This is a genomic window from Rubritalea spongiae (assembly GCF_042652385.1).
In the GTDB taxonomy this organism is placed as follows: Bacteria; Verrucomicrobiota; Verrucomicrobiia; order Verrucomicrobiales; family Akkermansiaceae; genus Rubritalea; species Rubritalea spongiae.
In genome coordinates this window covers 2,332,907-2,347,335 of record NZ_JBHSJM010000001.1, presented here as the reverse complement: position 1 = coordinate 2,347,335, position 14,429 = coordinate 2,332,907, and the positions used below count along the sequence as shown (strand labels likewise).

At 49.6% G+C, this 14,429-nt stretch carries 10 protein-coding genes; 7 read left to right on the top strand and 3 right to left on the bottom strand.

What is annotated here, in order from left to right:
- Positions 1-80: 80 nt before the first annotated feature.
- Together ACFPK9_RS10515 and ACFPK9_RS10510 are read right to left on the bottom strand one after the other, a co-directional pair.
- The gene (locus tag ACFPK9_RS10515) at positions 81-716 is read right to left on the bottom strand and encodes a response regulator (protein ID WP_377094840.1); all 636 of its coding nucleotides are present in this window, start codon (positions 714-716) and stop codon (positions 81-83) included.
- A gap of 1 nt (position 717) precedes the next feature.
- A complete protein-coding gene (locus ACFPK9_RS10510; RefSeq protein WP_377094839.1) occupies positions 718-2,712 on the bottom strand; it encodes a sensor histidine kinase in 1,995 nt (664 codons plus the stop codon).
- A 416-nt stretch (positions 2,713-3,128) separates the two neighbouring features.
- On the opposite strand from ACFPK9_RS10510, the gene ilvB reads away from it, so the two are divergent.
- Both ilvB and ilvN read left to right on the top strand, forming a co-directional pair.
- Entirely contained in the window at positions 3,129-4,868 is a 1,740-nt protein-coding gene (ilvB, locus tag ACFPK9_RS10505) for a biosynthetic-type acetolactate synthase large subunit (RefSeq protein ID WP_377094838.1), read from the top strand.
- 37 nt (positions 4,869-4,905) lie between these two features.
- Entirely contained in the window at positions 4,906-5,448 is a 543-nt protein-coding gene (gene ilvN, locus ACFPK9_RS10500) for an acetolactate synthase small subunit (protein ID WP_377094837.1), read from the top strand.
- Positions 5,449-5,527: 79 nt separating this feature from the next.
- On the opposite strand, the gene ACFPK9_RS10495 is transcribed toward ilvN, so the two are convergent.
- Positions 5,528-6,637, bottom strand: a complete 1,110-nt coding sequence (locus ACFPK9_RS10495) for a Gfo/Idh/MocA family protein (RefSeq protein WP_377094836.1) — start codon at positions 6,635-6,637, stop codon at positions 5,528-5,530.
- Between the two features lie 184 nt (positions 6,638-6,821).
- On the opposite strand from ACFPK9_RS10495, the gene ACFPK9_RS10490 reads away from it, so the two are divergent.
- From ACFPK9_RS10490 to ACFPK9_RS10470, 5 genes are read left to right on the top strand one after another with little or no spacing between them, the layout of a single operon-like run.
- The gene (locus tag ACFPK9_RS10490; RefSeq protein ID WP_377094835.1) at positions 6,822-7,892 is read left to right on the top strand and encodes a patatin-like phospholipase family protein; all 1,071 of its coding nucleotides are present in this window, start codon (positions 6,822-6,824) and stop codon (positions 7,890-7,892) included.
- Positions 7,846-9,303, top strand: a complete 1,458-nt coding sequence (locus tag ACFPK9_RS10485) for a phenylacetate--CoA ligase family protein (protein ID WP_377094834.1) — start codon at positions 7,846-7,848, stop codon at positions 9,301-9,303. The genes ACFPK9_RS10490 and ACFPK9_RS10485 overlap by 47 nt, the downstream gene beginning before the upstream one ends.
- Before the next feature lie 5 nt (positions 9,304-9,308).
- Entirely contained in the window at positions 9,309-10,574 is a 1,266-nt protein-coding gene (locus ACFPK9_RS10480; protein ID WP_377094833.1) for a thiolase family protein, read from the top strand.
- A 2-nt stretch (positions 10,575-10,576) separates the two neighbouring features.
- The gene (locus ACFPK9_RS10475) at positions 10,577-12,556 is read left to right on the top strand and encodes a 3-hydroxyacyl-CoA dehydrogenase NAD-binding domain-containing protein (RefSeq protein ID WP_377094831.1); all 1,980 of its coding nucleotides are present in this window, start codon (positions 10,577-10,579) and stop codon (positions 12,554-12,556) included.
- Between the two features lie 14 nt (positions 12,557-12,570).
- Positions 12,571-14,391, top strand: coding sequence for an acyl-CoA dehydrogenase family protein (locus ACFPK9_RS10470; RefSeq protein ID WP_377094830.1), 1,821 nt, complete (start codon positions 12,571-12,573; stop codon positions 14,389-14,391).
- Positions 14,392-14,429: the final 38 nt, after the last annotated feature.

Below are 14,429 nucleotides of genomic sequence, written 5' to 3'. Positions count from 1 at the left end.
ATACTGATTCAATACTCAGATTCTGACTCACAATCTATTAGTCAAATGACTAATCACCCGCTGAAGCCCTCCGAACGCCATTAAATCACGCCCGAACGCAACGCTTTCGCCACCGCACCCGTTTGCGATTGAACCTGCAGTTTGCTATAAATTTTCCCTAAGTGAAAAGCAGCCATTCCGCGACTCACTCCCATAGCATCCGCTATTTCTTTCACCGCCATTCCCTCTGATAGCAGACGCAGCACCTCCACTTCTTTCTCGCTCAAATCATAATTCTCAGCAGGCGTCGGCTTGCGTATTTTACTCAACACAAGGGTTGCTACCTCTGGACTCAGCGCTGCCTGCCCCATAAAAACTTGTTCTATCCCATTCAATATTTCCTCCCTCGAAGCACTCTTAAGCAAGTAACCTGCCGCTCCCTCGCTCAAGGCTTCAAACACCTTCTCTTTTTCTTTAGCAACAGTAAGCACCAACACCGCGACATCCGGAGCCACCTCACTCAGCCTGCGAATCCCCTCCACGCCACTCATCTCTGGCAAACCCAGATCCATGAGAATCAAATCTGGCGTCTTCTCACATTCCACCGCTTGCAGCATTTCCACGCACGAAGGAAAAACCCCAGTGCATGTGAGTTGCTCTTCGCGCTCCATCATTCGCTGTAAGGTCCGCCGATAATTGGCATCGTCCTCAACTATCCATAAATCAATCGGTATCATTTTAATTCGAGGTTTGGTAACTAGAAACCAGCTTACTGGTAAGCAGACGTAATGGCACTGACAGCACAATCAAGGTGCCGCCTCCTGGTGACGACTTCAATAGCATTTCCCCCTGCATCTCATCTGCTCGTTTCTTCAAACTCTTCAGTCCCCATCCTTTAAAGGAACGTTCAGGATCAAAACCACAGCCATCGTCCTCAAGCGAAATCGTCAACAGACCTTCATCCGTCTTGAACACGAGAGAGACCTTCTTCGCCCCCGAATGCCGGGCACAATTCGAAATCACCTCGCGAAAAAATAGCAATAAATGACGCTTATACGTCAATGAGACGACGAGATCAGGAAACTCTCCTTCCCTTTCCACCGACAGATCTACTCCACGCAGCATCCGCTGACAGCGTTCCTCCAAGCGCTCTAGCAGCTCAGGTAAGCGAATCGTCGACTTGTCCGTCAACCAGATCACTTCACGCAGCGACACGAACGCCTCCCTCGACAGCAGCACCAACTCCTCCACATCTCCTTGTAGCGTTTTGTCCCCCTTGCCCGAGCTTCCTATCTCTTCCGCCACCAGCGCTATACTGCCCAGTGTCCCGCCAACATCGTCATGCAAGTCGCGACTAATTTGGTAACGCATTTTCCGCACTGCACGAACCCGCTGCACAATCGCGATCACCGCAATGCTCAAAGCTATCAACACCAGCGCCACCACAACACCCACCCTCATGCGTTCAAAAAACTGATCCCAACGCCCATTGAGCTCCTCTATCCAAGCCGTATGTCGCTGCAGACGTCTACTCAGTTCCTCTCTATCGCGAAGTTTCAACAACCATTCTTGTAGAAACATCGCCGGCTTCCCGTTCGACATAAGATCGATCAGCTGTTCCGACCCCTGCTCCGCACCTTGCGGAAAGCCCTCTAGCCACACCTCCTTCACGCGATAGGTCTCCCCCGCATTTCCAACTAAAATCTCTCCCAACGAAAACACCCGTCGCCCATTGTGCTCAGGAAAATCACTCACCGTGATTTCAATCCACCTCCCCAGTCGATTGTATCCAGCCATACGATGCACATTGTTACTAGGATCCACCTCGTAACTACTTTGGGCCAAAGGTGCCTGCACCCTTCTCAGATGTTCCTTCGTATCCTGAAATACTTTCAGTTCCACTTTCTTAGGAAATCCATAACCAGGAATCAAAATCCCCTCCGGGGGCTTCGCTGGATACAAGGAGACCCAACCCAACCTTCGATTCCTCCCCAAATCAATATGAATCACACACGGCTTTGTCGGAGCTTCTTCAAACTCGACACTATAATCCTTCGCGCGTGAACCCTCCCGCTCCAACACATCGGCCGCCACAGGAATTCCTAAGTTCGTTTGCTGGTCGACGAGAAAACTACGATGCCAATACGGAAGCGAGGTGTACTCTCGACTTACCTCTACGGTCTCCGCCTTGAACACCTCATTCTTTGCAATCCCAAATAACTCGTCTAAAGCCAAATACTCCTTCCCTTCCTCCATCGCTCCGCGAAATACCTCTAGCCGCACCGCGTCGGGCCAAGGAGCCTGCAAGTCAATCACGATAGGTGACCGCCCTGGATCAGGACAATCCTCAGACATCCATTCCTTCACCACCCGCACACTGCCGTCATCTGCTATCTGAGACACCCTAAAACGACGGGGGAAACCGTAGCTCTGAACCTTGCTGAAGCGCCGATCCACCGCAGGCACAAGAACCACTTTCTTGATCGGAGCCTTCTTGTAAAACCGCACATCGACAGTCCAACGCGGCTCCTCGGGCAGTGTTTCAAGCGCTGGAAGATACCCGCCATGATACCCAAAGGCATCATTTTGCAGTACTGGGTCCAACTCCGGCAACAACTCAAGCTCAGCCTGCATCTGCTCCCTCTGCTGTTCAAGCCTCCGCAAAGTCTCTGGAATCGCAAATAAAGACACAGACTCTGGAGCACAGACGGCATCCTCCTCGCTCAAATCCATTCTCTCAGGCGCTCCCCAAGACGAGCCCTGACAATAAATCAGCAAAAATAAAATGAATGGGTGCAATCGCACATGGCAATCCTCTATCTCTCCCACACGAGAGTCAATCTAAAGCTTAAGTGGGTATTTTCTTCCATCACAGCGGCTATTCTAAATAACCAGTATTCCTAAAACCACGCACTTCGCTTCATACAATCAAAACTTCCACGCCGCCACTCAGGCAAACCATCCACATTCACCTAAAAGACGGTAATTTCAAAAACCCAAATCAACACCAACCCAAAACTTCCAATAATAAAAACAACTTTCACAGACAAAAACCCCGCAATTCACCTTTTTTACCAGAATTTAAGTCACTTTCGAGTTTACTATTCTAAAAATGGTGCCAACTTCCCCTAAACAACTCCATTTTCATTATGGCCAAGCAACAATTAGACGGAGCACAGGCTCTCATTAAAACACTCGATGACTTGGGTGTAGAATACATCTTCGGATACTCTGGAGGTGCCGCGATCCCTATTTTCGATGCTCTCGAGACCGTCAAATCTAAGATTCAATTCGTTCTCGCGCGTCACGAACAAGGCGCATGCCACATGGCTGACGGCTATGCTCGTGCTACTGGCAAGCCAGCAGTTGTTCTCGTAACTTCCGGCCCTGGCGCAGGAAATACCATCACTGGTCTCATGACCGCTCAGATGGACTCTGTTCCAATGATCATCATCTGCGGTCAGCAAGTCACTTGGATGCTCGGTAAAGACGCCTTCCAAGAAGCAGATATCTTCGGCATCACGATTCCTGTCGTGAAGCACAACTACTTGGTTAAAGATACAAATGCTCTGCCACGCATCGCCCGCGAAGCATTCCATATCGCCACGTCTGGTCGCCCAGGTGCAGTACTCATCGATATCCCAAAAGATATCAGTTCCGCGCCATTCACAGGTAAACTAAAAGACAAGAAGGCTGAAGAGTTCGACCTTCCTGGCTACAATCCTGAAGCCGCCTTCAATATCGACACTGCAGCGATTTCAAAAGCAGCTAAGCTTATTAAGAAAGCCAAACGTCCACTTATTCTAGCTGGCCAAGGCTCTATGATCGCACGCTCTCAAGAAGAGCTTCTCAAGCTTGTGGAAACACTCGACTGTCCGTTCACCACGACACTCCTTGGTAAGGGCACTCTCCCTGAGCGCCACCCTCTTTCACTCGGCATGCTCGGCATGCACGGCACCGCATACGCGAATAAAGCTGTCGTTGAATGTGATCTCTTGCTCAACATCGGTTCTCGTTTTGACGATCGTATTATTGGCCAGCCTGATAGATTCTGCGCTGACGCCAAGATCATCCACATCGACATCGACGCCGCTGAAATGAACAAAATGATCAGCCCAGATGTTGAAATCGTAGGTGATGCCAAAGCGGCTCTCATCGAACTCCTTAAAGAAATCGAACCTGCGAAACACACCGAGTGGAACGAACACCTCGATGGTTATAAGAAGAAGTACCCACTCAGCTACCGCAAGCAAGGCGGACTCCGCATGCAGCAGGTTATCGACGAATTTGATAAGCAAACTCAAGGAGGCGCTATCGTCACTACAGACGTTGGCCAGCATCAGATGTGGGCAGCTCAATTCTACCGCAATGCCAAAACGCATTCCTGGCTCAGCTCAGGCGGTGCAGGCACGATGGGCTTTGGTTTCCCTGCCGCTATCGGTGCAGCCTTTGCCTGCCCTGATCGCCAAGTCATTACCTTCTGCGGTGATGGCGGCTTCCAAATGACTCTTTTTGAACTCGCCACTGCTGCGATTCACAAGCTACCCATCAAGATCGTGGTTCTCAATAACCACTACCTCGGAATGGTTCGCCAATGGCAAGAACTCTTCTTCGAAGACCGCCTCTCTGGGGTAGACCTCGAGGGTAACCCGGACTTCGTAAAGCTCGCTCAAGCATACGGCATCAAGGCCATTAACATTAAGCGCCCCGCTGATGTCGAACGCATGGTCAAACAAGCGCTCGAGTACAATGATGGCCCCATCCTAATCAATGCCGAGTGCGTGAAAACGGATAACGTCTTCCCAATGATCCCCGCTGGAGCCGCACTCGAAGATATGATCACCGAGCCACCAAAGCATAAAATGGCGAAACCAACCGGTTCCACCTAGGTCTCTCTCTCACTAATAATCTCAACTATTTTAGAATATGTCTAAAAATATTGTTACTTCGGACACCCCAACAGAACCAAGCTCAGACCAAAGCAGCCACACACTCTCAGTGTTCGTCAATAACACCCCTGGTGTGCTCATGCGTATCACCCAGGTGTTCGCGCGCCGTGGATTTAACATCGATTCACTCGTTGTCTCTGAAGGCCGTGACGATCGCTTTTCACGTATGACGATTGGCATCACTGGCCACTCCAATGGCCTGGAACAAATCATCAAGCAAGTTTCCAAGCTCATCGACGTCATTCACTGTATTCAGCACGAAGCTGATGACTCCGTAGTCAAAGAGCTCATGCTTGTGAAAATGCTCGTTCAAGACACCGAAACTCGTACCGCAGCACTTCAAGTCATTGATCACTTCAATGGCAAGACCGTCGACCTCACTCCTGAGTCCATGATCGCTATGATCTCTGGAGACAGCTCGAAGCTCGATGCCGCCATCAAGATGTTTACCGGCTTCGAAATCATCGAAACGGTCCGCACAGGAAAAGTTGTCATGGCACGTGGAGCATCCACAACCTAAACTAACTATCTATCATCTAAATTTCTAAGCCGCACTTCGTCTCACGAGGTGCGGCTTTTTCTATAGATTGAGAGCAATCTCAAACCTCCCCAACACTTTCAGCCTTACTGCTTGCCACCGATTTAAAAATCGCATCCATCACCAAGTGATCACGCAGTCCCTCCCTACCATCTACCATCCAATCTTTCCCATCAAGAATCGCTTGTGAAAACAAATCGATTTGTATCTCAAAATGGTCAGTCTGTGGGAACTCTAAAGGAACATCAGGGTTAGAAGTCCACCCTTTCTGTCCTCTCGTTCCAAAGCACGGCTCCATCCCAAATCTTCCCTTATCAGCAAAAACGGTCATCCGATTGTAACCACCTAAATTAAAAGACGAAATCAAGTTTGCCGTCTTACCTGATGGGAACTGCATCGTCCACGTAGTCGTCTCGTCGACCTCAGCAAACTTCTCTAGATCAGTTTTCGTCTCGAGCGCACTCACAGTCACAGGCTCCTCACCGAAGATATAACGAGCCGCTTGAATGATGTAGACCCCGACATCGAGCAATGCACCACCGCCGAGATCCTTTTTCAGACGCCAGCCAGTATCATCACGCATCTTGAAACAGAATCCAGCGTCCAAGTGTCGTACATCTCCAAACACACTTTCCTTTGCAAATCGCATCATTTCCATATGGTGCGGCTCAAACTGTAATCGATATGCCACCCCCAATTGAACTCTAGCTTTCTCACAAGCTTGGATCATTTCTCTACATTCCTCGGAGTTCGTCGCCATTGGCTTCTCCACATACACATGCTTCCCAGCTTTCGCTGCTCGCACGGTAAATTCACGATGCATCGAATTCGGCAAAACGATATAAACCACATCGATCTCTGGATTCTCAAAGATCTTGTCGAAATCATCATAATTATACACTCCACTGTCAGGCACATCGTACTTTTTCTGCCAAATCTTCGCCTTCTCTGGAGTACCCGTAACAATACCCGCCAGCCGCGCATTCTTAGTTTTTAAAAATGCAGGACCGATTCGATTCTCGCTCAAGCGGCTCAATCCCACAATCGCCCAACCAAGCTTTTTCCCATTTTTAGTATCCGCTCGCTCCTGGCCTATAGCAATAGAAGTAGCTAAGCCCGCTCCGATAGCGGTCTGTAAAAATGGGCGACGTGCAATGGGTTTCTCATTCATTCAGACAAACTAAACTTAAGAAATTCAGAGATCACGCAAAAACATCAGATCATCCTAACAATTAAATCAAGTGGCTCCCATTATTGCGACAATCCTCCCCCTAACACTCAAAACTAACGAAACACCTTGATAATAAACCAATAAGATTTTATATTAAAAATTACTCATTTCACTTTTATCCACCATGAGCCTCCACCCGCCATACTCTAACACCGTAAAAAACACCATTGTCAGCTTCCTTAAAAATAAGCTTCCTTGGATAGTTCGTGAAAATAAGAAACCCGCGGAACCTTCTATCAAAACACGACCCGCTCGTCTCGGCCTCGCTCTTTCCTGTGGTGGTGCAAAATCGCTGGCACACGTCGGAGTACTCCAAGTTTTAGAAGAAAATAACATCCCCATTCACGCCATCGCAGGTTCCAGCATGGGCGCCTACATCGGCTCGCTCTGGGCAACCGGTCACAACGCTGAACAAATGCTCAAACTCGCCGCCGAAATGCAAGATCCAACCACGATGCGTAAACTTGCCGACCCCGTCATCCCTCCCATTCGCGGAGTCTTTTATGGCAATAAAGTAAAAGCACAGCTCGCCAGATCCATCGGTGCATCCACCTTTGAAGAATTAAATCGCAAGCTCCTCGTCATCTCCGCCAATCTCGACACCTACGAACGTATCGTTTTCCGCTCAGGATCTATTCTCGACGCCGTCCACGCCTCCTGCGCCATGCCAGGAATCATAGTACCAGTCGAAATCAATGGCATGCGCTGTACCGATGGAGGTGTTGTCGACCCAGTACCAGTTGGAGCCTTATCGAAATTCACAGAGGTCGATCACGTCATCGCAGTCAGTACCATTCCAACCTTGGAAGAAATTGACACCCACCTCAGCGCCTCAACTACAGCCGAAGACGACCGACAAGAAGAAGTCCAATCTTGGTGGCAAAAAGCAATCACCCAGCTCGGAAACAAAATCAATCCCGGCGCTCCTGGCAACATAATCGACAACCTCCGCCGCTCACTCCGCGCATCGCAAATCCGCATGGCACACGACTCCTGCTTACGAGCCGACATCACCATTCGCCCGATCTCACGTGGCAGCGAGTGGCACCAATACCACCAGTTCGAACAGTTCATTGAACTCGGCCGCCAGAAAACTCACGAAGTTCTCCCAGACATCCAAAAACTCCTCACTCCCAAACCCATAAACGATGATGAAACCACCGAGAAACCCTTGGTGGGAAAGCGCGTCGCCTAACGAAATAAAAAAACGTCAGTCCGCACTTCTCCACAGCTTTCTCAAAGACCGAGTCCTCCCCTTCTCGGCCTATTACGGGAAATTGTTCACAGAACACGGTCTCACTGCGGATTCGATCAAAAGCACAGAAGATCTTACCAAAATTCCTTTCACCACCAAAAGTGACCTCGGTGAAACCCGTGACTTCGTCATTATCCCTGATGAAAGAGTCCTCAAGAAACAGCTCGGCACGATTCTTAAACTATTCCGCCACGGCCCAAAAGGAGTGAAGCAAGCTCTCGCTGAAGAGCTCCGCCCCATTCATATGACTTCCACCACTGGACGCTCCGCCGAGCCCGTTCCTTTCCTCTTCACCAAACACGATCTAGCGAACCTTGAAACCAGCGGGCTGCGCCTCATGCAACTCTGCAATGCTCCCTCTGATTTCCGTGTAATCAATGCCTTCCCATTCGCCCCACACCTCGCCTTTTGGCAAGCATGGTACGCAGCCTTAGGAAACACATGCTTCACCCTCAGTACTGGTGGTGGAAAAGTGATGGGCACATCGGGAAACACTAAGGTAATCAATAAAATCCAGCCCGATGCCATCATCGCCATGCCCACCTTCCTCTACCACATGCTTCAACATGCCGCATCAGAAGGAATGCAATGGACCAATCTCAAACGACTCGTCTTAGGTGGTGAAAAAGTCCCACTCGGCATGCGCCGAAAACTCAAGCAACTATGCGCGAAAATGGGGTCACCAGAAGTTGACGTGATCTCTACTTATGGCTTCACCGAAGCAAAAATGGCTTTCTCAGAATGCTGTCCACCCAAGGGAAAGGACCCCTCCGGCTTCCACCTCTATCCCGACCTCGCATTCATCGAAATTATCGACCCTGATACCGGCGAACGCGTCCCCGATGGCCACCCTGGAGAAATCGTTTTCACCCCGCTCAACTCCCGCGGATCCATCGTCCTCCGCTACCGCACAGGAGACATTACCGATAGAGGAATTACCTACGATCCTTGTCCCCATTGCGGCCGCACATGCCCGAGACTTCTCGGACAAATCTCCAGAGTCTCAGACATTAAACGACTCAAAATTAACAAACTTAAAGGTACCCTCGTCGATTTCAGCCAACTTGAACACATTCTCGATGACACCGATGGCGTCGGCGCCTGGCAAGTGGAACTGCGTAAAGAAAACGATGACCCTCTCTCACTCGATGAAATTCACATCCACGCCGTTGCCATGAACTCCGGCGAGCAACAGGCGCTGTATGATCAAATCTCCCGACGTATTCGCAACAAAACAGAACTCAGTGCGAATTCGATCACCTTCCACAGCTGGGAAAAAATGCGTGAACTGCAAGGCGTGGGCAAAGAGCTCAAAGAGCAAAAGCTCATCGATAACCGACCCACCAATTAAACACCATGCTCTACATCTACCAAACCTCACGTACAGCCTTCACCAAAATGGGAGGATCCCTCTCTCATTTAGAAGCTACTGACTTGGGAAAACATGCAGTTTCTGCGCTTCTAGCAGATTCTAACTTTGACTCAGCAGAACTAGATGAAGTCATACTTGGCTGTGTCTGCCAGCCGGCCAATGCAGCGAACATCGCACGAGTCATCGCCCTCCGCGCAGGCATTCCCGAACACGTCATCGCATCCACCGTCCACAGAAACTGCGCCAGCGGCATGGAAGCTATCACCACAGCCTACGAACGTGTACTGGCAGGAAAAGGTGAATTCTTCGTTGTAGGAGGAGTCGAAAGCATGTCGAACGCCCCCGTTCTCTATCAAAAATCAGCGGTCGAAAAGTTCGCAAAACTCAATAAAGCGCAAAGCCTTCCACAAAAACTCAAAGCCGCTCTGCACTTTCGGCCAAACGACTTCTCACCACTAATCGGTCTAAGACTAGGCCTCACCGATCCCGTATCAGGTAAGAATATGGGCCAAACCGCAGAGCTGTTAGCGCGCGAGTATGACATCAGCCGAGAAGATCAGGACATATTTGCATCTAACTCACACGCCAAATCTCTAGCTTCAAAAGATGCTTTAAATAATGAAATCGCCCCCATTTACACCAAAGGAAATGCGATCAGCTCTGATGACGGCATTCGTTCCGACTCGACTCCTGAAAAGCTCGCGAAGCTGCGCCCCGTTTTTGAAAAAAATACAGGAACAGTCACCGCCGGAAACAGCTCACAAATCACCGACGGCTCAGCTGTCTTACTCGTCGGTTCAGAAGACAGAGGCAAACAACTAGGGCTCGAACCCATCGGAAAATTGAGCGGCTACGCTTATGCCGGCTGCGACCCTTCACGCATGGGGCTCGGACCACTCTTCGCTATGCAACGCCTCTTTTCCGAAACTAAAACCCATCTAAACGATGCTGATCTCATAGAAATCAATGAGGCCTTTGCTGCTCAAGTTCTCGCCTGCATTAAAGCGTCCAACTCAATCTCTCTCGCCAAAAAAGCAGGCTTAGACGCTCCACTTGGCACCATCCCGCTCGACAAACTCAATCTCCGCGGCGGCGCAATCGCTCTTGGACACCCAGTTGGTGCAAGCGGAGCGCGACTCGTCCTAACAGCCCTCGATCAACTCAAACAACGTAACCAAACCTTAGCTCTCACCACCCTCTGCGTCGGCGGAGGTCAAGGTGCCGCACTTTGGATAGAAAGGATTTCATAACGATGAACATCCATCTCACTACTGAACAAAACATCGCACGACTCACCTTTGACCGAGAAAATGCATCTGCTAATATTTTCGATAAAGACATCTTACTCGAACTCGATGCCCTACTCGATGGAATTTCTAAAATCTCCGCTCTATCAGCTCTAGTCATTCAGTCAGCGAAACCAAACATTTTCATCGCAGGTGCCGACCTTAAAACTCTCTCCTCAGCCGATGACAAATCGTTGTTAGAACTCATTCATCTCGGTCAGAAAGTCTTCAACAAACTTGAATCACTCCACCTCACGACCATAGCGGCCATTCACGGAGCTTGTCTCGGCGGCGGATTAGAACTCGCTCTTGCCTGTGACTATCGAATTGCTTCCGATGCCAGTTGTACTCGCATTGGCCTCCCAGAAACTCAACTCGGCATCTTGCCCGCATGGGGAGGTTCCACCCGTCTCCCCATGCTCATTGGGCTCCCGAACGCTCTTCCTCTTATTCTCTCTGGCAAAATTCTCAAAGCTGATGCAGCTCAACACAAAGGAATCGTCGACGCCGTCTGCCCACCTGAAAAACTGCGAGAATATGCAGCAAGCTTCCACACCCGACCAAAACGCGAACATCAGCTCTACCTCTTAGAACATAATCCGCTTTCAGTAGCGCTCATCCGAAAAAAAGCGTCCGACTCACTCTTCAAAAAAACGCAAGGTCTCTATCCAGCGCTCAACCTAGCACTTAAAGTCGTTTGTGATGGAGTACGTACCGGCCTAGAGCAAAGCCTAAGCAATGAACGAGAAGCCATCTCCGAACTAAGTCAAACTCCTGAGTCAAAGTGCTTACTCAATCTGTTTTTCCAAACTGAACACGCAAAAAAACTGAAGATCGCTGGCTCGGAAGCTAGACCACTTAACAACATCGCAGTTCTCGGAGCAGGAGTCATGGGCTCAGGTATTGCCTACTGGCTCTCTACAAAAAAACGTAAAGTCTTACTCAAAGACATCGATGAACAAGCCCTAACTAAGGGCATCTCCTCCATCGAAAAACTCTACGAGTCAGCAACCCAAAAACGCATTTTGAGTAAAATCGACGCCCAAGCCGGCCTCGACCGCATTCAAGCAACGAGCCACAACAATTCTCTCTGCGGCAAAGACCTTATCATAGAAGCCGCCACTGAAGACCTTGAGTTGAAAAAGAAAATCTTCACCCAACTATCAGAAAAATCGGATCCCTCCACCATTCTCGCAACAAACACCTCAGCACTTCCCATCCATCAACTCGCAGACAGCATTAGCCACCCCGAACGTCTCATTGGCATTCATTTTTTCAATCCAGTCCCACGCATGAAACTCGTGGAAGTAGTGCGGACTAAAACAACTTCAGATGAGACACTAGCATCAGCTGTAAACTTTGTCCAAGTTATCGGTAAGCTGCCCGTTGTAGTAACCGACTCTCCAGGTTTCGTCGTCAATCGCATCCTGCTTCCCTACCTTGTACGTGCTGGTGAACTTTTCTCTGAAGGTCATCCACCAGAAACCATCGACAAAGCGATGTTAGATTTCGGCATGCCAATGGGTCCACTCAGATTACTCGACGAAATTGGAATCGATGTAGCCCAACATGTTGCCAAAACCCTCTCCGAGGCCTTCCCCGATCGCATGAAAGTCCCTCCGATTCTTAACAAACTCATGTCGAGAAACCTTTTAGGCCGAAAATCCAATGCCGGATTCTACCTCTACAATAATGGCAAAACTCACGAAAACCCATCCATTCAGCCTAGTACCACCCCAGATAGCTCACGCTGCGAAATCCAAAACGACCTAGTTACACTCATGAGTAAAGAAGCTGCCATGTGTCTCGATGAAGGTGTGGCTGCGAGTGCAGCTGAAATCGACTTCGCAATGGTCATGGGTACAGGCTATGCGCCCTTCCGTGGTGGTCCACTCCGTTATGCACACGACACACAACTCCTCTCTCGCTCTTTTTACGAAGACTAACCAAATCTAACATCATGTCTGAAAAATCCCTTATAGACACCTCTAGCATGAGCGCTGGCCAACGTGCTGCACTAGAAATGGCAGAAGACTCACGCGATTCACGTGAAATTAGCGGTTTCGCTGGTTCACTCTTCATGGGCCAATCTAAACTTTCTCGACTTGTCCCCTTTCCTGAACAATCCCGAGAAGATCGAGAGCAAGGCGACGTCTTTCTTGAACAGCTCAGCACCTTTTTAAAGGAACACACTGACCCCGACAGTATCGACCAAAACGGCGAAATCCCCGACGCAGTTTTTCAAGGGCTCGGCAAACTCGGCGCGTTTGGAATTAAGATACCCCAAAAATATGGAGGCCTAGGGCTCTCCCAAACAAACTACTCGCGTGCAGCAAAATTGTTAGGAGCACATTGCGGCAACCTAACCGCCCTACTCTCCGCACACCAATCGATCGGAGTACCTCAGCCGCTCATCGTTTTCGGAACAGAACAGCAAAAACAAAAATTCCTCCCACTCTTTGCGAAAGGGCAAGTCTCGGCATTCGCACTCACCGAAAAAAATGTCGGTTCAGATCCTGCAAAAATGGCAACCACTGCTGAGCTAAACGCTGAAAGCACACACTATCTCTTAAATGGCGAAAAGCTCTGGTGTACCAATGGCCTCAAAGCCTCCCACATCGTCGTCATGGCAAAAACGCCATTGCCCGAAAAGCCCTACGCAGTCACCGCCTTCATCGTTGACACCACCTGGCCTGGAGTAGAAATCGTCACCCGTTGTCATTTCATGGGACTGCGCGCGCTTTACAACGGTGTCATCCGATTCACCAATGTAAAAATCCCTAAAGAGAATATTGTACTCACCGAAGGCAAGGGTCTCAAAGTTGCCCTAACAACTCTCAATACTGGCCGACTGACATTGCCTGCCGCCTGCTCTGGAGCCCTCGATCGTTGCCTCGAAATTTCCCTAGAGTGGACCCGTGAACGAGAGCAATGGGGGGCAGCCATCGGCAAGCATGCCGCCATCGCTGAAAAAATCGCAGACCTCCAAGCCGATGCCTTCGCTACAGATGCAATGGTACGCTATGTTTCTGCCTTAGTTGATCACGACAAATCCGCAGACATCCGCATCGAGGCAGCAATGGCCAAACTCTGGGGAACCGAAGCCGCCTGGCACGGAGTAGACCAAACCATGCAAATCAAAGGCGGCCGCGGCTACGAAACTGCCAACTCATTGCGCAATCGAGGTGAAACTCCCGATCCCATCGAACGCATGATGCGCGATTGCCGCATCAATACCATCTTCGAGGGTTCTTCCGAAATCATGAAGCTCTTCATTGCCCGAGAAGCTCTCGACCCACATCTCCGCAGAGGCGCAGCTGTTATCGATTCACGAAATCCACTTTCCAAACGCATTCCTGCCGCACTCAAAGCTAGCCTTCACTACGCACGCTGGTACCCGCTCCGCTGGCTACCTCTCACACTAGAAATTCCCACAAGAACCCACCCCGAGCTCAAGACACATTACAAAAGTATCAATAAGTGGTCTCGCAAACTCTCCCGCGCACTCTTTCACGCGATGCTCGTTAACGGTCCTAAGTTAGAGAAACGTCAAATTCTCTTAGGCTGTTATGTCGACATCGCAACAGAGCTGTTTGCCATGAGCTGCGCATGCGCAAGAACCGATTACTTGCTCCAACAAAACCCAACACATTCCTTAAAAACCATCCGCTATCTATGTGCACGCGGGAACACACGAATCCAACAATTCTTCAATAAGTCAAAAGACAAAACGAGTGAGAAAGGAGGCTATAGTCTAGCACAAGAACTCCTTTATTCCTGAGTTGATCTAAGCAACACTTCACCTATCTTAGCCGAACT